The organism is Sphaerisporangium aureirubrum (assembly GCF_042658925.1).
GTDB lineage: Bacteria > Actinomycetota > Actinomycetes > Streptosporangiales > Streptosporangiaceae > Sphaerisporangium > Sphaerisporangium aureirubrum.
This window is the reverse complement of sequence record NZ_JBHSRF010000019.1, coordinates 1-19,397: the sequence shown is the minus strand read 5'-3', so window position 1 is coordinate 19,397 and position 19,397 is coordinate 1. Positions and strand designations below refer to the sequence as shown.

15 protein-coding genes are annotated in these 19,397 nt (G+C 73.9%); 14 read left to right on the top strand and 1 reads right to left on the bottom strand.

Annotated elements, in window-relative coordinates; all coding sequences use genetic code 11:
* The first annotated feature begins 326 nt into the window (after window positions 1–326).
* The 11 genes from ACFP1K_RS15805 (at window position 327) to ACFP1K_RS15755 (ending at window position 11,468) form a co-directional block, all read left to right on the top strand.
* Complete coding sequence (locus ACFP1K_RS15805; protein ID WP_380753115.1) at window positions 327–671, top strand: TIGR04076 family protein; 345 nt, start codon at window positions 327–329, stop codon at window positions 669–671.
* On the top strand, window positions 668–1,681 hold the full coding sequence (locus ACFP1K_RS15800) for an LLM class flavin-dependent oxidoreductase (protein ID WP_380753112.1): 1,014 nt from the start codon (window positions 668–670) through the stop codon (window positions 1,679–1,681). Before ACFP1K_RS15805 ends, ACFP1K_RS15800 begins: the two co-directional genes overlap by 4 nt.
* Window positions 1,682–1,857: 176 nt before the next feature.
* A complete protein-coding gene (locus tag ACFP1K_RS15795) occupies window positions 1,858–2,754 on the top strand; it encodes a tryptophan 2,3-dioxygenase (RefSeq protein ID WP_380753109.1) in 897 nt (298 codons plus the stop codon).
* A gap of 63 nt (window positions 2,755–2,817) precedes the next feature.
* Complete coding sequence (gene kynU / locus ACFP1K_RS15790; protein WP_380753106.1) at window positions 2,818–4,092, top strand: kynureninase; 1,275 nt, start codon at window positions 2,818–2,820, stop codon at window positions 4,090–4,092.
* Complete coding sequence (locus ACFP1K_RS15785; RefSeq protein WP_380753101.1) at window positions 4,089–5,477, top strand: FAD-dependent oxidoreductase; 1,389 nt, start codon at window positions 4,089–4,091, stop codon at window positions 5,475–5,477. Before kynU ends, ACFP1K_RS15785 begins: the two co-directional genes overlap by 4 nt.
* Window position 5,478: 1 nt before the next feature.
* Window positions 5,479–6,990, top strand: a complete 1,512-nt coding sequence (locus ACFP1K_RS15780; protein WP_380753094.1) for a 2-hydroxymuconic semialdehyde dehydrogenase — start codon at window positions 5,479–5,481, stop codon at window positions 6,988–6,990.
* The gene (locus ACFP1K_RS15775; protein ID WP_380753089.1) at window positions 6,987–7,409 is read left to right on the top strand and encodes a RidA family protein; all 423 of its coding nucleotides are present in this window, start codon (window positions 6,987–6,989) and stop codon (window positions 7,407–7,409) included. The genes ACFP1K_RS15780 and ACFP1K_RS15775 overlap by 4 nt, the downstream gene beginning before the upstream one ends.
* The gene (locus ACFP1K_RS15770; RefSeq protein ID WP_380753084.1) at window positions 7,406–7,930 is read left to right on the top strand and encodes a 3-hydroxyanthranilate 3,4-dioxygenase; all 525 of its coding nucleotides are present in this window, start codon (window positions 7,406–7,408) and stop codon (window positions 7,928–7,930) included. The genes ACFP1K_RS15775 and ACFP1K_RS15770 overlap by 4 nt, the downstream gene beginning before the upstream one ends.
* Entirely contained in the window at window positions 7,930–8,931 is a 1,002-nt protein-coding gene (locus ACFP1K_RS15765; protein ID WP_380753081.1) for an amidohydrolase family protein, read from the top strand. Before ACFP1K_RS15770 ends, ACFP1K_RS15765 begins: the two co-directional genes overlap by 1 nt.
* Window positions 8,932–8,995: 64 nt before the next feature.
* On the top strand, window positions 8,996–10,243 hold the full coding sequence (locus ACFP1K_RS15760) for an amidohydrolase family protein (RefSeq protein WP_380753078.1): 1,248 nt from the start codon (window positions 8,996–8,998) through the stop codon (window positions 10,241–10,243).
* Between the two features lie 70 nt (window positions 10,244–10,313).
* Window positions 10,314–11,468: an alpha/beta hydrolase family protein gene (locus ACFP1K_RS15755; RefSeq protein WP_380753075.1), complete on the top strand. Its 1,155-nt coding sequence runs from the start codon at window positions 10,314–10,316 to the stop codon at window positions 11,466–11,468.
* 9 nt (window positions 11,469–11,477) lie between these two features.
* Here ACFP1K_RS15755 and ACFP1K_RS15750 read toward each other — a convergent pair whose 3' ends face one another.
* A complete protein-coding gene (locus ACFP1K_RS15750) occupies window positions 11,478–13,862 on the bottom strand; it encodes an AfsR/SARP family transcriptional regulator (protein ID WP_380753072.1) in 2,385 nt (794 codons plus the stop codon).
* A 510-nt stretch (window positions 13,863–14,372) separates the two neighbouring features.
* Here ACFP1K_RS15750 and ACFP1K_RS15745 point away from each other — a divergent pair.
* The 3 genes from ACFP1K_RS15745 to ACFP1K_RS15735 form a co-directional block, all read left to right on the top strand.
* Window positions 14,373–15,629, top strand: a complete 1,257-nt coding sequence (locus tag ACFP1K_RS15745) for a hypothetical protein (RefSeq protein WP_380753069.1) — start codon at window positions 14,373–14,375, stop codon at window positions 15,627–15,629.
* A gap of 12 nt (window positions 15,630–15,641) precedes the next feature.
* Complete coding sequence (locus ACFP1K_RS15740; RefSeq protein ID WP_380753066.1) at window positions 15,642–17,747, top strand: tetratricopeptide repeat protein; 2,106 nt, start codon at window positions 15,642–15,644, stop codon at window positions 17,745–17,747.
* Window positions 17,748–18,346: 599 nt separating this feature from the next.
* The coding region (locus ACFP1K_RS15735; RefSeq protein WP_380753063.1) for an alkene reductase at window positions 18,347–19,397 on the top strand (1,051 nt) is incomplete at its 3' end.

Below are 19,397 nucleotides of genomic sequence, written 5' to 3'. Positions count from 1 at the left end.
CGGGGGAGAGGGACGGCGGGCCCGCGCCGGGAGCGCCGCCGGAAGCCGGGCAGGCCAGGGTCGCGCAGGCCAGGGGCACCGCTCGTGCCGGTGATCGCGTCGTCCAGATCCCCGCCAAGGCCGATGTCTCCTCTCCGTACAGGATTCCGGCCGGTACCAGTGAGTTTGCCGAAAGGACGCCGATCCGTCCCGGGTATTCGACTACTCGACCCCACCAGTGAGGACGCGGACGGTGACGGCGGGAGCCGTGCGCGGGGGGCCGGGAGGCGCCGGTTACTGTGCGGGGGCGGCGGCACGGGCGTGCGGGCCGGTGGAAGGAGGGCCTGATGGCGGACGACGAGCCGGGCGCGGACGGCGGCGGGGACATGGAGCTCTACGACCTGCGGGTGCGGGTGGAACGCATCGAGGGCCGGTCGGTGTGCGGGATGCGGGTGGGGGACCACTTCGACCTGACCGAGAGCGCCCACCTGACCCTGCCGGAGGGACGGCACTTCTGCGTCTACGCGCTGGCCGCGGTGCTGCCGTTCCTCGCGGCCAAGCAGCGCGACCTGGCACCGGGCGACTGGCTGGCGCAGGATGCGCACTTCGCCTGCCCGGACCCGGAGGAGCGCCTGATCATGCGGGTCGAGCGCACCCGGAGGCGGCGGATGGACTCCGCCGACCTGACGTGACGGCCGCCGAGATCGGCCTCGGGCTGCAGAGCGACAAGCGGCCGGGCGACTACGCCCGGCTGGCCCGGCGCGCCGAGGAGCTCGGGTTCGACGTGCTGAGCGTGTTCGGCGACCTGATGTACCAGCCGCCGATCTTCCCGCTGCTGGAGATGGCCGCCGCCACCGGCCGCGTCCGCCTCGGCGCTGCCTGCCTCAACCCCTACTCCATGGCGCCGTACGAGATCGCCGGCCAGGTGGCCGCGCTCGACCTGGCCTCCGACGGCCGCGCCTACCTCGGGCTGGCCCGGGGCACCTGGCTGGACGCGGTCGGCATCGACCGCCCCCGGCCGCTCGCCACGCTGGCCGAGGCCGCCGAGGTGGTGTACCGCCTGCTGCGCGGCGACGTCGAGGGATACGAGGGGACGGTGTTCCGCCTCGCCCCCGGCACCGCGTTCCGGTACGAGGTGCGCAGACCCGACCCGCCGCTGCTGCTCGGCGCCTGGGGGCCGAAGGGCGCGGCGCTCGCCGGGCGCGTCGCCGCCGAGATCAAGGTCGGCGGCAGCGCCAACCCGGCCATGGCCCGCCTGGTCAGGGACAGGGTGCGGGCCGGCGAGACGGCCGCCGGGCGGCCGGAGGGCGACGTCGGCGTGGTGCTCGGCGCGGTGACGGTCGTGGACCGCGACGGCGCGGCGGCGAGGGCGCGGGCCAGGACCGAGGTCGCCATGTACCTGGCCGTGGTGGCCGAGCTGGACCCCACCGTGGAGCTGCCGCCGGACCTGGTGGCCAGGGTGGCGGCGCTGGTGGAGGCGGGACGGCACGAGGAGGCCGGGCGGCTGGTGCCCGGCGACGTGCTGGACCTCTTCGCGTTCTCCGGCACCCCCGACCAGGTGGCCGCCCAGGCCCAGGCGCTGATCGACGCGGGCGTGCGCCGGGTCGAGTTCGGCACCCCGCACGGCCTCACCGACGACACCGGCGTCGAGCTGCTCGGCACGGCCGTGCTGCCGTCCCTGCGCCGCGACCCCGCGTCGTGACGTGTGGCGGCGCGGAAGGTTTCCGTTCGTTAAGTCTGGGCAGCCGTTGGCGGTGAATGTGCAGGTTAATGGGCACATATACCGTTTGTTGGATATTCAGCGGACCTGAGGATTGGGGGAGTATCGAGGCAGCTGAGAACAGACCACTCAGGCGAGGACGAGGAGGCGAGTGGCACGTGGACAGCACTGGGATCAAGATCTTGACGGGCCGGGTCCGTCCCGTCACCGCCGAGGAACGCGACGTGCGGGCGTCCGCCAACGCCGGGGAGCCCACCCTGGAGTTCGCCGACGCCCTGCCCTACGACGCCTACGTGCGCGCGGCCACCCTGCACACGCTGCAGCAGCCGCTGGGTGAGGACCCCGGCGAGATGTCGTTCCTCATGATCAGCCAGATCATGGAGCTCTACTTCGGCCTCACCCGCTTCGAGCTGCGCGAGGCCGCGCGGTCCCTGCGCGCGGACGACGTGTGGGGCGCGCTGCGCCCGCTGCGCCGCGCCGCGCTGGACCTGGAGGGCCTCAACGCCGCCTGGCGCGGGCTGCGCTGGATGACGCCGTCCGACTTCAACCGTTTCCGCGACCTGCTCGGCGAGGGCTCGGGCTTCCAGTCCGCGATGTACCGGCAGCTGGAGTTCGCGCTCGGCGTGCGCAACGAGGCGCTGGTCCGGCCGTTCCGCCGCCAGCCCGAGGTCCACGACGAACTGGTCCGCGACCTGAGCGTGCCCAGCCTGTGGGACGAGGTGATCGCGCTGCTGGCCCGGCAGGGCTTCGACGTGCCGGCCGCCCTGCTGGAGCGGGACGTCACCGTCCAGCACGAGGTCCACCCCGCCGTGGAGGCCGCGTGGGTCGAGATCTATCGCACCGACACCCCCGGCAACCACCTGCGCATGCTCGGCGAGGCCCTGTCGGAGGTCGCCGAGCGCTTCGCCGACTGGCGCTACGAGCACCTGAAGGCGGCCCAGCGCGCCATGGGCGGCAAGGCGGGCACCGGCGGCTCGGCCGGCGTCGCCTGGCTGCGCCGCAGCATGGAACAAGTGGTGTTCCCCGAGCTCCTGACCGCCCGGACCCACATGTGACCGGACGCCACGGGCTGGTGCGATGACGTTACGGCTGACGACCTGCGGCGAGAACGGGGCACGATGATCCACGGTGAGGACGAGGCCCGGCGGCTGGACACCGGGGACCCCGGGCACCGCGAGCTGTTCCACGTCCCGCCGGCCACGGCGGGGCGGTACGCCGAGACCGCCTACCTGGCGGGCAACTCCCTCGGCCTGCAGCCCAGGGCCACCCGGGACGAGCTGCTGGCCGACCTGGACGCGTGGGCGCGGCTCGGCGTGGAGGGCCACCTGGAGGGGACGCGGCCCTGGCTGCCGTACCACGAGTACCTCACCGCGACCGCGGCCCGGCTGGTGGGCGCCCTGCCCGAGGAGGCCGTGGTGATGAACTCGCTGACGGTCGACCTGCACCTGCTGATGGTGTCGTTCTACCGGCCCGGCGGGACGCGGAACCTGATCGTCGTCGAGGACGGCGCGTTCCCCTCCGACAGTTACGCGGTCCGCAGCCAGGCCCGCTTCCACGGCCTGGACCCCGGCCGGGCGGTGCTGCGCCTCAAGCCGAGGCCCGGTGAGGACACGCTGCGCACCGAGGACGTGCTGGCCGTCCTCGCCGAACAGGGGGAGCGGATCGCGCTGGTGCTGCTCGGCGGGGTCAACTACCTCACCGGCGAGCTGATGGACATCCCGGCGATCACCCGGGCCGGCCGCGCTGCCGGCGCCGTGGTCGGCTGGGACCTCGCGCACGCGGCGGGCAACGTGCCCCTGGAGCTGCACGCCTGGGACGTGGACTTCGCCGCCTGGTGCTCCTACAAGTACCTCAACTCCGGGCCGGGGGCCCTCGCCGGCGTGTTCGTGCACGAGCGGCACCTCGGCGACCCGGCGATCCAGCGGTTCGAGGGCTGGTGGAGCACCGACCCGGCCACCCGCTTCGAGATGGCCCCGGTGTCCCGCCCGCCCGCGCGGGCGGACGCCTGGCAGGTGTCCAACCCGCCGATCCTCGCGATGGGCCCGGTCCGCACCTCCCTGGAGATCTTCGACCGCGTCGGCATGACCGAGCTGCGGGCCCGCAGCACCCGCCTGACCGGCTACCTGGAGCGCCTGCTCGACGAGGTCACCGCCACCCGCCCCGTCACCGTGATCACCCCGCGCGACCCGTCGCGGCGCGGCGCCCAGCTCTCCCTGCGGGTGGGCCGGGGCGCGGGCGAGCTGGCCAAGCGCCTGCGGCACGAACACGGCGTCATCGCCGACGCCCGCGAACCTGACGTCCTGCGCGCCGCCCCGGTCCCGCTCTACTCGACCTACCACGACTGCTGGCGCCTCGCCGAGGCCCTCACGCACCTGGTCGAGGAGACCCGATGACGCCCCGGGAGCACGCGGGGAACGGCCTGCCGCCGGGCGGCGGGCCGCGGATGGGCGAGGTCGCGGTGGTCGGCGCCGGGCTCACCGGCTGCCTGCTGGCCTGCTTCCTGGCCAGGCGCGGCTACCAGGTGACGCTGTACGAACGGCGCCCCGACCCGCGGGGACGCCCGCCGGAGCGGGGCCGCTCGATCAACCTGGCCCTGTCGGAGCGCGGCCTGGACGCGCTGCGCCGCATCGGCCTGGACGGGCAGGTCATGGCGGGCGCGCTGCCGATGCGCGGCCGGATGGTCCACCCGGTGCGCGGCACCCCCGGCTTCCAGCCGTACAGCACGCACGGCGACCGCGCCATCAACTCGATCGGCCGCGGCGCCCTCAACGACGCCCTGCTCGCCGCCGCCACCGGCCGGCCCGGCGTGCGCGCCGTGTTCGGCCACCGCCTGACCGGCCTGGACCCCGCGAGCGGCACCATGACGTTCCAGACCGAGGACGGCGAGGTGAAGGCGTCCGCCCCGGTGGTCCTCGGCGCGGACGGCGCGGGCTCGGCGGTGCGCGGCAGGCTGCTGGCGTACGGCACGCTGACCGAGACCGTGGACCTGCTGGACCACGGCTACAAGGAGCTGACCATCCCCCCGCACGACGGGGACTTCGCGCTGGACCCCGGGGCGCTGCACATCTGGCCGCGCGGCACCTCGATGATGATCGCCCTGCCCAACCCGGACCGCTCGTTCACCTGCACGCTGTTCTGGCCCGCCGACGGCCCCGGCGGCTTCGCCTCCCTGGACGCCCCCGAGGCCGTCGAGCGGCACTTCCGCGCCGAGTACCCCGACGTGATGCCGCTGGCCCCCGGCCTGGTGGAGGACTACCTGCGCAACCCGGTGGGCACCCTCGGCACCGTGCGCTGCGCGTCCTGGCACGCGGAGGGACGCGTCGGCCTCATCGGCGACGCGGCGCACGCCATCGTGCCGTTCTACGGCCAGGGCGCCAACTGCGCGTTCGAGGACGTCGTCGAGCTGGACCGCTGCCTGGACGCCGCGGGCGACGACTGGGCGGAGGCGCTGCCGCTGTTCGAGGCGCGCCGCCGCGACGACACCGAGGCCATCGCGCGGATGGCGCTCGCCAACTTCGTCGAGATGCGCGACAAGGTCGCCTCCCCGGTGTTCCGCCTCGGCAAGAGCGTCGAGCACGCCCTGGAACGAGCCCTGCCCGGCCGGTACGTTTCCCGGTACGAGCTGGTGTCGTTCTCCACCATGCCGTACGCGCGGGTGCGTCGCCGGGTGCGCAGGCAGCACCAGGTGCTCGCGGCGCTGGCCGGTGCGGGAACGCTGGTGCTGGGCGCGCTCGCCGTGCGGGCCGCGCGCGGCGGGACGGGCGGGAGGGGCACGTGACATGACCGCGACGGTGTGGGGCCAGGACCTGATGGCGGGACGCCCGGCCGGGGAGCCCGGCCTGCTGCGCAACTTCGTCGGCGGCGCCTTCACCGGCGCCGAGACGACGTTCCCCAAGATCAGCCCGGTCACCGGCGAGACCCTGTTCGAGGTCGCCGAGGCCGGCCAGGACACGGTGGACGCGGCGGTGGCCGCCGCCCGGCGGGCGCTGCGCGGCCCGTGGGGGCGGATGGGTGAGCATGAGCGCGCGGCGGTGCTGCGCAGGATCGCCGACGGGCTGGAGCGCCGCTTCGACGACCTGGTCGCCGCCGAGGTCGCCGACACCGGCAAGCCGGTCGCGCAGGCCCGCACGCTGGACGTGCCGCGCGGCGCCGCCAACTTCCGGGCGTTCGCCGAGATCGCCGTCACCGCCCCCGGCGAGTCGTTCGTCATCGCCACCGCGGGCGGCGGGCGTGCCCTCAACTACGCGATACGCAAGCCGGTCGGCGTGGTCGCGGTCATCGTGCCGTGGAACCTGCCGCTGCTGCTGCTCACCTGGAAGGTCGCCCCCGCGCTGGCCTGCGGGAACGCGGTGGTGGTGAAGCCGTCGGAGGAGACGCCGTCCTCGGCCACGGTGCTGGCCGAGGTGATCGCCGAGGCGGGCGTGCCGGACGGCGTGTTCAACCTGGTGCACGGCCACGGGCCGGGCGCGGCGGGCGAGATGCTCACCCGGCACCCCGGGGTGGACGCCATCACCTTCACCGGGGAGTCCGCCACCGGGAGCGCCATCATGCGGGCCGCCGCGGACGGCGTTAAGGCCGTGTCGTTCGAGCTCGGCGGCAAGAACGCCGGGGTGGTCTTCGCCGACGCCGACCTGGAGGCCGCGGTGGCGGGCTCGGTCCGCTCCACCTTCACCAACGGCGGCCAGGTCTGCCTGTGCACCGAGCGGCTGTACGTCCAGCGGCCGGTGTTCGAGGAGTTCACCGAGCGGCTGGCCGCGCGGGCCGCCGCGCTGGAGTTCGGCTGGCCGTGCGCGGAGGCCACCGCGACCATGCCGCTCATCTCCACCGCGCACCGCCGCAAGGTGCTGGGGTACTACGACCTGGCCCGCGCCGAGGGCGCCACCGTGCTGACCGGCGGGGACGTCCCGGTGTTCGGCGACGCCAGGGACGGCGGCGCCTACGTGCGGCCGACGGTGCTCACCGGCCTCGGTCCCGAGGCGCGCACCAACCGTGAGGAGATCTTCGGCCCGGTGTGCCACATCGCGCCGTTCGCCGACGAGGACGAGGCGTTCGCGCTGGCCAACGACAGCGAGTACGGCCTGGCCGCCACGGTGTGGACCCGCGACGTGGGCCGCGCGCACCGGGCCGGGGCCCGCTTGGACGCAGGGCTGGTCTGGGTCAACACCTGGTTCCTGCGCGACCTGCGCACCCCGTTCGGCGGGTCCAAGGCGTCCGGCATCGGCCGCGAGGGCGGCGCGCACTCCCTGAACTTCTACTCCGAGCTGACCAACGTCTGCGTGGACCTGTCATGACCGGCCAGGTCGTGCCCGGAAAGGCGGTGCCCCGCGGCCGGTTCCCGCACGTCAAGGTGGCCGGCGGCCTCGTGTTCGTGTCCGGCACCTCCAGCAGGCGCCCCGACGGCACCATCGCGGGGGCGCGCGCGGACGCGATGGGGACCGTCACGGCGGACATCCGCGAGCAGACCCGCGCGGTGATCGAGAACATCCGCGACATCCTCCGCGCCGCCGGGGCCGACCTCGGCGACCTGGTGCAGATCACCGCGTATCTGGTGAACATGAATGACTTCGGGGGGTACAACGAGGTCTACGCCGAATACTTCGACGAGGGCGGCCCCACCAGGACCACCGTCGCGGTGCACCAGCTGCCCCATCCACATCTGCTGATCGAGATGCAGGCCGTCGCGGTACGACCGGAAGGGAACGTGGGATGAGTGACATCGCCGGGCCGGTGAGCTTCCCCGGCTGGATCGAGGCCAACCGGCACCTGCTCAAGCCTCCGGTGGGCAACAAGGAGATGTTCCCCGGCGGGTCGGACTTCATCGTGCAGGTGGTGGGCGGCCCGAACCAGCGCACCGACTATCACGTCGACCCGTACGAGGAGTTCTTCTACCAGGTCAAGGGCACCATGCACGTCGACATCATGACGCCGGACGGGCCGGAGTCGGTGCGCATCGGCGAGGGCGAGATGTGGATGCTGCCCGGCGGCGTGCCGCACTCGCCGCAGCGCCCCGAGCCCGGCTCGATCGGCATGGTGGTGGAGCGGGTGCGCGAGGAGGGCACGCTGGAGCGCTTCCAGTGGTACTGCCCGTCCTGCCAGGCCATGGTGCACGAGGTCGAGCTGCAGGTGCGCGACATCGTGACCGACCTGCCGCCGGTCTTCCAGGCGTTCTACGGCGACCTGGAGGCCCGCACCTGCAAGGCCTGCGGCACGCTGCACCCGGGCAAGGGCTGATGCCCGACCCGGTGATCGACGTGCACACGCACGTCGTGCCCAAGGGCTGGCCGGACCTGTCCGCGCGCTGCGGCGGCTCCGCCTGGCCCTGGCTGCGCGTGGACTCGCCGCGCGCCGCCACCATCATGATCGGTGAGACCGAGTTCCGGCCGGTCGGCGCCGAGTGCTGGGACGCCGAGGCCCGGCTGGCCGACATGGACGCCGACGGCGTGGACGTGCAGGTGGTGTCGCCCACGCCGGTGTTCTTCGGCTACGAGCGCCCGGCGGCCCAGGCCGCCGCCGCGGCGCGGATCCTCAACGACCTGACGCTGAAGGTCACCGCGGCCGGCGGGAACCGGCTGGTGCCGTTCTGCCAGGTGCCGCTGCAGGACCCCGACGCGGCCTGCGCCGAGCTGGACCGCTGCCTTGCCGCCGGGCACGCGGGTGTCGAGATCGGCAACCACGTGGGCGACCGGGACCTGGACGACGAGGGCATCGTGACGTTCCTCCAGCACTGCGCCTCGGTAGGGGCCCCGGTGTTCGTGCACCCGTGGGACATGCCCGGCGGGCCGCGCCTGGACCGGTGGATGGCGCGCTGGCTCACCGGCATGCCCGCCGAGACCCACCTGTCGGTCCTGGCCCTCATCCTCGGCGGCGTGCTGGACCGGGTGCCCCGCTCGCTGCGGCTGTGCTTCGCGCACGGCGGCGGCGGGTTCCCCTTCTGGCTGGGCCGCGCCGACAACGCCTGGCACCGCCGCGGCGACGTGGTCCGCGGCCGTTCCGCCTTCCCGCCCAGCCACTACACCGACCGCTTCCACGTCGACACCGTCGTCTTCGACCCCGCCGCGCTGCGCCTGCTCGTGGACACCATGGGCGAGGACCAGGTGATCCTCGGCAGCGACTACCCCTACCCTCTCGGCGAGCGTCCGGTGGGCCGGGTGGTCCACGAGTCGGGCTTCCTCACCCCGGCCCAGCGCACCAAGCTGCTGTCGGGCAACGCGCGGCGCTTCCTCGGCCGCTGACGTTCACCCTCGTGAACACAGGGGCGGTTTGTTCACGGAATTACCACCTGATAGAACAGGCCGCATGGAATCCTCGGTCGTGCTGACCGGCTGCACCGTCGTCGACGGCCGGGTCCTGGACGGCACCGGGCCGCTGCCCGGCGCCGGGGTGTGGGTGCGCGGCGAGCGCATCGCCGCGGTCGGCCCCGCCGCCGAGGTGACCGCCGCCGCGCGGGCCGCCGGAGACGTCAGGGAGATCGACCTCGGCGGGGCGTACGTCACGCCGGGCCTGGTCAACATGCACACCCACCTGTCGCTGTCCCTGCCGGGCAGGGCCGGGGACGCGCTCAAGGACATGGGGCCGTACGACCTGGCGCTGTACATGGCCGACGGCGCCCGCCGCACCCTGCTGTGCGGCGTGACCACCGTGCGCTGCGTCGCCGAGAAAGACCACGCCGACTTCGCGCTGCGCCGCGCCATCGCCGCGGGCCACGTGCCCGGCCCGCGGATCTACACGGCGGGCCGGGCGCTGGTGTGCACCGGGGGCCACGGCCACGAGGGGTCCGACACCCTGGAGTGCGACGGCGCCGATGGGATGCGGCGCGGCGTGCGCAGCCAGGTCAAGGCCGGTGCCGACCTCATCAAGATCATGATCTCCGGCGGCATCGCGGGGGAGCACGAGCAGATCGCGACCCGGCAGCTGTTCTCCGACGAGCTGCGCGCCGCCATCGAGACCGCGCACTCCTGGGGCCGCAAGGTCACCGCGCACGCCGGCCCCGCGCGGGTCGTCGCCGAGGCCGTCGAGCTCGGGCTGGACTGCGTGGAGCACGGGTACCAGCTCACCGAGCCGGTGACCGCCCTGATGGCCGGGCGCGGCACCGCCCTGGTGCCGACCCTGCTCGTCACCCGCTGCGAATCCTTCTTCGCCGAGCTCGGCGTGCCCGAGTGGATGCGCCGCCGCTCCCTGGACGCCGGCCCGCGCCACCTGGAGAGCTACGCCATGGCCCTCGCCGCCGGGGTCGAGGTGCTGCTCGGCAGCGACATGCCGCCGTTCTGGCCGTTCGAGGGCACCAACGCCACGGTCCGCGAGCTGGAGCACATGTCGGGCAACGGCCTCGGTCCCGCCCGCGCCCTGTACGCCGCCACCCTCGGCCCCGTCCGCTGGCTGGGCGCCGAGGCCGACCTCGGCACGATCGAGCCCGGCAAGTACGCCGACCTCGTCGCCATGGACGCCGACCCTCTCGCCGCCACCTCGGCGTTCCGCGGCGTACGGTGGGTCATGCGCGGCGGCACGGTGGTCCGGGACGACGCGACGGGCTGGGCCGTCCCCTGACCTGCCGGTGCGTACACCCGGCTCCGGAGGGGCGTGGATGTGATGATGGTCGCCGGGGGGTGCGGTGAGCATGGGTGAACCCAACGTGGTGATCGTGATCGGGCCGGGAGTGGCCGCCGATCCCGGGTTGCTGCGGCAGGTGGCGGAGACGGAGTGGCGGGCGCTCGGGGTGCCCGGCCGGCTGGTCGTGGTGGGCGGCCCCACCGCGCTGTGGGACGTGCTGACGGCCGCGGGCCAGGACGAGACCTGCGCGGTCGTGGTGCTGCACGGCCCCGACGTCGCCGTCCGCCCCGTCCTGTCCCGACCGGGCCCGCACGCGGCGCGGACCGTCTGGTACGACACGGGACTGCCCGGCCCCGCCGAGGTCGCCACCGGCTCGGTGCGCATGGCCGGCCGCGGCATCTGGGGCCTGGCCTGGGCCGTGCGGCACGCCGTCCACCGGCTGCGCCATCCCGCCCGGCGGGTCCCCTACGGCCCCGCCGCCGACCAGTGGGCCGAGCTGCGCCTCCCGGACGTCCGCGGCGGCGCCCCCGTGCCGGTCGCGGTGCTCGTCCACGGCGGCTTCTGGCGCTCCATCTGGGGCGCCGACCTCATGGACGCCCTGGCCATCGACCTCGCCGCCCGCGGCTACGCCGCCTGGAACCTCGAATACCGCCGCCCCGACCAGCACGGCTGGCAGTCCACCACCGCCGACGTCGCCGACGGCTTCGGCGCGCTCACCGCCCTCGCCACCGGTTCGGCCCCTCCGCCCGCCGCCGGGCCCGCCATCGAGGACGGCCCGCCGCTCGACCCGGAGCGCATCGCCGTCGTCGGCCACTCGGCCGGGGGCCAGCTCGCGTTCCGGCTGGCCGCCGACGCGGGCGGCGTCGCCCTGGCGGTGTCGCTGGCCGGCGTGCTGGACCTCGCCGAGGCCGACCGCCGGCGCCTCGGCACCGGAGCGGTCGCGGGGGCGCTCGGCGGGACGCGCGAGGAGGTGCCGTGGGTCTACGCCGCGGCCGACCCCCTGACCCGGCTGCCGCTCGGCGTGCCGCAGCTCGTCGTGCAGGGGACCGGCGACGACCTCGACATGATCGACATGAGCCGCCGCTACGCCGCCGCCGCCCAGGCCGCGGGCGACGACGTCGTCCACCTGGAACGCCCCGGCGACCACTTCGACGTCATCGACCCCGCCTCCCCGGCCTGGCAGGCCACCGCCGCCGAGCTGGCCCGCCGCCTGCGCCCCTGACGGCGGGGGTCACGCACGGCCGCTGGACCGGTGCCGGACCGTGACGTGCGCGGGCGGGTGGAGGGGAGGCGGCGCGGTGCCCTGGCGCAGGGCCCGCAGGCGGGCGAGGGCCTCGGCGGCGCCGCTCGGCACCCGCAGGTCGGCGAAGATGGCGTGCGCGGCGCGCAGGTCGCCCGCGCAGGCCGTGTGATGGCCGAGGGTGTGCTCCAGCTCGGCCAGCCCGCGCATCATCACCGCCTCGCCGAGCCGGTTGCCCGACAACCGGCACGCCACCAAGGCCACCCGGTGGGTCTGCTCCAGCTCGTTCCAGTAGTCCCGCAGCATCGACACGTTCAGCGTCGACGCCGCCAGCTCCCACGCCAGCTCGTCGTGCCCGGTCGCGGCGGCCTGCCGCACCGCGGCGACCAGGCTGGCCCGCTCGCTCTCGAACCACGCCTCCGGGCTGGCGAGCAGCCGCTCGTGGATCGGCCCCGGCGGCGGCCAGCGCGGCGCCCGGCCGCGGATCGGCGCGTACGACGAGCCGGGCAGATGACCGTCGGCCTCCTGCGCCAGCGCGAGCAGCGTGGCCAGCGTCCGGGTGATCACGATCCGCACGCTGGTCTCGGTCTCCTCCTCGGCGGCGCGCTCGCGGGCGTACAGGCGCACCAGCGCGTGGAACCGGTAGCGGGTGCGGCCGATGGCGTCGGTCTCGGCGACCTCCAGCAGGCGCTCGTCGGTGAGCGCGTCGATGAGCTCCTCGGCGAGACCGGGCGAGGTCTCCAAGGTGGTGGCGGCCGTGCAGGCGGAGAACGACGGTAGGTTCAGCACCCCGAGCAGCCGGAACGCGCGCCGCGCCGCGTCGCCGACCCTCTGGTAGCCGACCGCCAGGGTGGCCCGCACGTCCAGGTCCTTCATGCTGAGCTCGTCCAGCCCGCCGGAGGCGAAGCGCTCGGTGAAGTGCGCGATCGTCCAGTGGTTGCGCGTGCTGAGCCTGGTGCCCGCGGCGCGCACGCCGAGCGGCAGGTAGCCGCACAGCCGGACCAGCTCCGCCGCCGCGCCGGGCTCGGCGCGGCCGCGCTCCTCGCCGATGATCGCGGTGAGCATGTTCTCGGCGTCCAGCGGCTCCAGCACGTCCAGGTCCACCATGCGGGCGCCGGGCCAGCCCGACAGCCGGCAGCGGCTGGTCACGATCACCGAGCAGGACGGCGCCCCGGGCAGCAGCCGCTTCACGTGCGTCTGCCCCGCCGCGTCGTCCAGCACCACCAGGATCCGGCGCCCGGCGAGCTGGCTGCGGTACAGGTCGACCCGCTCGTCGATGTCCTCGGGGATCGCCGAGGAGTGCACGCCGAGCGCCCGCAGGAACCGGGTGAGCACCCGCCCGGGGTCGGCGGGGTGGTCCTCGGTGCCCTTCAGGTCGGCGTACAGCTGGCCGTCGGGGAACGCCTCGCTCATGCGGTGCGCCACGTGCACGGCCAGCGTCGTCTTGCCCACCCCGGCCTGCCCGGTGATCAGCGTCACCGGGAGCGGGCCGGTCACCCGCTTGGCCGTCACCGCGCACAGGTGCTCCACCAGCTTCTCCCTGCCGGTGAAGTCGCCGACCCCGGCGGGCAGCAGCGAGGGCCGGAGCGTCCCGGCGGAGGCGGTCTCGTAGGGCGGCGGCGCGGCCTCCTGCCGCAGCACCTGAAGGTGCGCGGCCCGCAGCTGGGGCCCGGGATCGATGCCGAGCTCCTCGGCCAGCCGCGCCCGCGCCGAGTCGTACTCGGCCAGCGCCTCGGCCTGCGCGCCGGACGCCGCCAGGGCCAGCACCAGCCACGACTGCACGGCCTCGTTCAGCGGCTCGGCCTCGGCGACCGCGCGCAGCTGGGGCAGCACCTCGTCGGCGAGCCCGAGCCGCAGCGCGGTGCGGGCCGCCTCCAGGAGCACGTTGATGCGTTCCTGGTCGACGGCGCGCACCCAGGGGTGGCCCTTCAGCACGTGGTCCAGGTCGGACAGGCACGGTCCCTGCCACAGCCTGAGACCGTCCAGCATCAGATGGAGGGACTCACGGGGGGAGGAGGCCTGCCTGGCCGAGCCGACGGCCGCCCGGAAGGCGACCAGGTCGGCCTCGCAGCGGTCCGGCCGGACGGCGTAGGCCGCGCCGAGGCCGGCGAGCCAGGAGGAGCCCGAGCGGGCGGCGTCGCCGGGGTCGATGCGGCGGCGCAGCCGCCCGACGTAGGTCTGCACGAGGTTGACGACAGAGTCCGGCGCGTCGCCGCCCCAGACGGCGTCGATGATCTCCTGGCGCCGCACGGGCATGCCGGCCTTGAGGAGCAGGAGGGCCAGCACGGCCCGCTGCTTGTCCGAGCTGATCTTGATTTCGGTTTCCCGGCGCCAGACCCTTAACGGGCCCAGCAGGTGAAACCGTAGCTCTGCCATGTGTCTCCCCGGAGCGAGTGCGGACACGTGCCGGAAATCGGAAGAATCATATGTTTTGACTGGCTGTAATGCGAGATAGTCCGGTGTCCTAATCTGGCCACATCTCGCATGTTTCATGCAATACGGCAAAACGAATAAATCGCCCTGACGTCGGGGGACACCATGGGGCTGGAGTCCGGCTGACGATCCGCTGGACCCGGCGCGGGCGGCGGGCACCGCCGCGTCCAGCCAGGTGGCGGCACCGATCCAGCGGCGCGAGTCATCGTAGCTCGTGTCTGCTGATCCCTCGGGAGGAGGATCCCATGAAGAAGATTCAGATTCGTAAGGCCGGTCCGGTTCGCCTGACCGCCGCCGCGTGCTCCGTTTACAAGAAGACGAGCTAGTACCGGCACCGGTGGGCGCGCCGGACGCGGCATCCGCGTCCGGCGTCTCCCCGTCCGAAAACACCCGAAAGATAAACCGTAATCGCTCCGAAAAAGGACGCACATAAACGCACGGAGGGTTGTCCCGTTGACCGAAACCGAGGCGCTGGACGACCCCGTGGCGATCGAGTACGACCCTGACCGGCCGCTCCCGCTGCACCCGCTCGTCCACCTGGCGGACGGCGACGAGGTCACCGTGGGCCGCCGCGACACGGACTCGTACGCGATCTTCCCGCCGGACGGCGCCGCCCTGGTGCGCAGGCTGGAGGAGGGCGACACCCCCCGCGAGGCCGCCGCGTGGTACGCGGAGACCTACCACGAGAACGTCGACATCGACGACGTGATCGGGGCGCTCGCCGAACTCGGCTTCATCCGCGACCCCGAGGACCCGCCCGCCGCCCCCGGCCCCGCCCCCGGCGCCCCCGTGCGCTGGCGGCGCCTCGGTGTGGCGCTGTTCTCCCCCTTCGCCTGGGTCGCGTACGCGGCGGTCATCGGCTGGGCGCTGGTCGCGATGATCCGGCACCCCGACCTGGTGCCGAACTACCAGAACGTCTTCTTCACCGACTACTACACCGTCATCCAGGTCACGCTGTTCATCGCGGCGGTGCCGCAGCTCCTGCTGCACGAGGCCTTCCACGCCCTCGCCGGCCGCCGGCTCGGCCTGCGCTCCAGCCTGTCCGTCGGGCGCAGGCTCTACTTCATCGTGCTGGAGACCTCCCTGGACGGCCTGGTGGCCGTGCCGCGCCGCAAGAGATACCTGCCCATCGTCGCCGGGATGTTCGCCGACATCGTCGTGATCGCCCTGTGCACCATCGCGGCCGACCTGAGCCGCACCGCCGGCGGCGGGTTCACGCTGACCGGGCGGTTCTGCCTGGCCTTCGCGTTCGCGATCCTGCTGCGGGTGCTGTGGCAGTTCTCGTTCTACCTGCGCACCGACCTGTACGTGCTGGTGTCCACCGTGCTGCGCTGCGTCGACCTCGACACCACCGCCAAGCGGCTGCTGCGCAACCGGTTCAACCGCCTGCTGCGCCGCCACGACAAGCTGGTGGACGAGTCCCGGTGGCACCCGGCCGACCGCCGGGCCGCGCGGTGGTACTCCTGGCTGATCCTCGGCGGCTACACGGTGAGCCTCGCCACCTTCGCCTGGGCCGTCGTGCCGCTGCTGTACACCATGGGCGTCGCCGTGCTCTCCCGCTTCGTGGACGACGGCGCCACCTGGGCCGAGCTGCTGGACTCCACGATCTTCGCCGGTTTCATCCTGATCCAGTTCGCCGTTCTCGGCGGGCTCGCGCTGCGCGACCGGCTCCGCCGGCGGCAGGGCGAGCTCCGCCACGTCATCGCTTGAAAGGGACGCACCATGGGTGAGCGTGACCACTACTGGATCCGGGGCGCGAGACGCCGCGACCGAGACCTGGTCAGGGGCCGGCTCGCCCTGCCGCCGGAGCTGGCCGTGGTCGACGCGCACCGCCGCCTGCGCGGCCCGTACACCGCCACCGGCACCCTGCTGCGGGCCATCGCGCCCGACCTGCTGGAGCGCGCCCCCGAGCTCGGCATCGAGCACAACATCGAGATCATGACGAGCACCCCCGAGCTGGCCGACGCCGTGCCGCGCGCCTGGACCTCGCTGGAGTGGTCCGCCCGCAAGGGGGAGCGCACCCGGTTCTACTCCCGGCTGCACACCCTGAACATCGCCAACGGCCTCGCCGAACTGCTCCGCGACTACCTCGCGGCCCTCGGCGGCGCCCCCCGCACGCTGGTCGTCGAGAACCTGCACGAGGCCGACGCCACCGACCAGGAACTGGTCGCGGTGCTGCTGCGCCGCGGCGACCTCGGCCCCCTGACCGTCGTGGCCTGCACCGGCGACGATCCCGTCGCCGACCCGCCCGGCGAGATCTCTATCTCGCTCGCACCGCTGCTGGAGCGGTACGCCACCCCCGTCGACGCCCCTTCGGTCGCCGACCCGGACGGCCCCGCGCCCGACCCGCGCGCGTACGTCCAGGGCGACTGCGTGGACGACGACCCCCGCCAGATCGCCGCCTACCAGCGGCTGGCCGCCGAGGAGCGGGCCGCGCTGCACGACGAGCGCGCGGCCGAACTGGCGCGCTCCGACGAGTACTCCCTGACGCTGGGCGCGATCCCCTTCCACGCCGAGCACGGGAGCGACCCCGGCGGCGCAGGCCTGACCGCTCTGCACAACGCGGTGGCCTACTGCCGGGGCGTCGGGCTCTACCAGGCCGCCGCCGACCTCGGCCTGCGGGCCCGGGCCATCGTGGACCGGGCGACGCAGGAGGAGGAGTGGTGGTACTTCGCCGACGCGACCGGCATCACGCTCGCCACCCTCGGCCGCGCCGACGAGGCCAAGGCGATCTACGACGAGTCGCGCGCCGCGAGCATCGACCCCGCCATGCACATGGAACTGGCCTACGCCACCGCCATGCTGTACGCGCGGCACTACCCCGAGCCGCAGCGGGACTACCAGCAGGCCCGCGCCTGGATGAACGTCTCCATCGCCATCGCGTCCCTGCTGGAGGAGCCCAAGGAACGCGCGTTCCACTCGGTGTTCGGGCGTAACGGGCTGGCCCTGGTGGAGGTCCGGCAGAACAGCCCCCAGGCGGCGCTGCGCATGCTGGAGGAGGGCATGGCCCGCCTGGACCGCGAGCTCGAACCGGGGGAGCACGCCCTGCACCGCACCGTGCTCCGCTACAACCGGGCGCAGGTCCTCGGCATGATGGGCCGCCTGGAGGACGCGCTCGCCGACTACGGCAAGGTGCTGGAGGTCGACCCCGACTTCCCCGAGCACCACTTCAACATCGGCAACATGCTGCGGCGCCTCAACCGCGACGAGGAGGCCATCGCGGCGTACGAGCAGGCACTGAAGCTGTCCCCGCCGTTCCCCGAGGCCTACTACAACCGCGGCGACGCCCGCCTCGAACTCGGCGACGTCGAGGGCGCCCTGGCCGACTTCTCGTACACCATCGAACTGGACCCGGCTCACGTAGACGCCCGGGCCAACCGCGCGGGCCTGCTGTGCGACCTCGGCGACACCGCCGCCGCCTGGCGCGACGTCAGCACCGGCCTCGACGCCGCCCCCGCCCACCCCCACCTGCTGTGCCTGAAGGGCCGCCTCCTCGCCGAACGCGGCGAGCCCGGCGCCGCCCGCGAGGCGCTGAGCGCCGCCCTGGCCCGCAACCCCCGCCTGGCCGAGGCCTGGGCCCTGCGCGGCGAACTCGCCTACCAGGCCGGCGACCTGCCCGCCGCCATCGAGGACTTCGAACGCGCCGTGGACCTCAGCGACTCCCCCGAGATCCTCTACAACCGCGCCGTCGTCTACGCCGACGCCGGCCGTCACACCGAAGCCGCCACCGACTTCGGCAAGGTCCACGCCGCCACCGGCGACGAGGACGCCAAGGAACGCATGGAGGCCTCCCTGAAAGCCATGGAAGGCACCCCCGCCCCCGCCTGACACCCGTCAGGCGGCCGGACAAGATCGTCCGGCGGCCGGGCACCGCCTCGACGGCCGGGCACCTCCGGCCCAAGAGCGGCCTCACCCGGCCGCCGGATGGCACCACCCCACCCGGGCGGCCCGCGAGGGACACCCGGACACCGGTGGCAGGCCCGCGAGGACCGCCGGGCCTCGGGGGATCGCCTATCGGACCTCGGCCGGGCGGTCCGTGAGGTCCGCCGGGGACCGGGGATCGCCCGCCGGGCCTCGGCCGGGCGGTCCGCGAGAACCGCCGGGGATCGGCCGCCGGGACTCGTCCCATAAACCAGGCACCGAGGGATCGGCCGCCGGGTAGAAGTGCCGGTCGGTCCGCGAGGGACGCCAGGTACCGGGGGACCGGCCGCCGGGCGTCACCTCGTCCGGCCGGGACACCAGGCATCGAGAGATCGGCCGCCGGGTAAACACTCCCGGTCGGCCCCGCGAGGGACACCGGGTACCGGGAAACCGGCCGCCGGGTGGCACCCCCGCCGTTCGGCCCGCCAGGGACGGCAGGCGCCGGGGGAGTCGTGGTACACGACGCGCGGACAGCAGGTTCACGCGACATCTGAAGGGAAGGTGCGATGGCCGACCTATTCGAACCCGTCCGGCTCGGACGGCTGCGTCTGCCCAACCGGCTGGTGATGTCGCCCATGACCCGCAGCCGCGCCGACGACCACGGGATACTCCCGCCCGACGCCCCCCTGTACTACGCCCAGCGCGCCACCGCCGGCCTGATTATCACCGAGGCCGCCCAGCCCAGCCTGGAAGGCCAGGGCTACCCCCGCACCCCCGGCCTGCACACCGATGCCCAGGTGGCCGCCTGGCGCCTGGTCACCGACGCCGTACACGCCGCGGGCGGCCACATCTACGTCCAGCTCATGCACAGCGGCCGCATCGGCCACCCCAGCCTGAACGGCCTGCTCCCGGTGGCCCCGTCCCCCATCCCGGCCGCCGGCCAGATCTACACGAGGGACGGCCGCCGCGACCACCCCGTCCCCCGCGAACTGACCACGGCCGAGGTGGAGGCGACGATCCGCGACTTCGCCGACGCCGCCCGCAGAGCCATGGACGCGGGCTTCGACGGCGTGGAACTCCACGGCGGCAACGGCTACCTGATCCACCAGTTCCTGTCCGCCCGCACCAACCACCGCGAAGACCCCTACGGCCAAGACCGCCTCCGCTTCGCGATAGAGGTCACCACCGCCACCGCCACCGCCATCGGCCCCGAGCGGGTAGGCCTCCGCATCACCCCCGGCAACACCCTGAACGACATCGCCGAACACGACACGGACCAGTCCTACCCCGCCCTCGCCGCCGCCCTGGCCCCCCTGAACCTCGCCTACCTCCACCTGGCAGGCGTCCCCGCCGCCACCCCCCTGGCCGGCAAAATCCGCGCCACCTGGCCCGGCACCTTGATAGCCGCCCCCAGCACCGGCGGCGACCTCCCCGCCGACGGCGGCCGCTCAACAGCCGAACACTGGCTGACCCAAGGCGCCGACCTGGTCGCCTTCGGCCGAGCCTTCTTAGCCAACCCCGACCTGGTAACCCGCCTCCGCACCCGCACCCCCCTCAACCCCCCCGACCCCACCACGTACTACGGCGGCGACCACCGCGGCTACACCGACTACACCC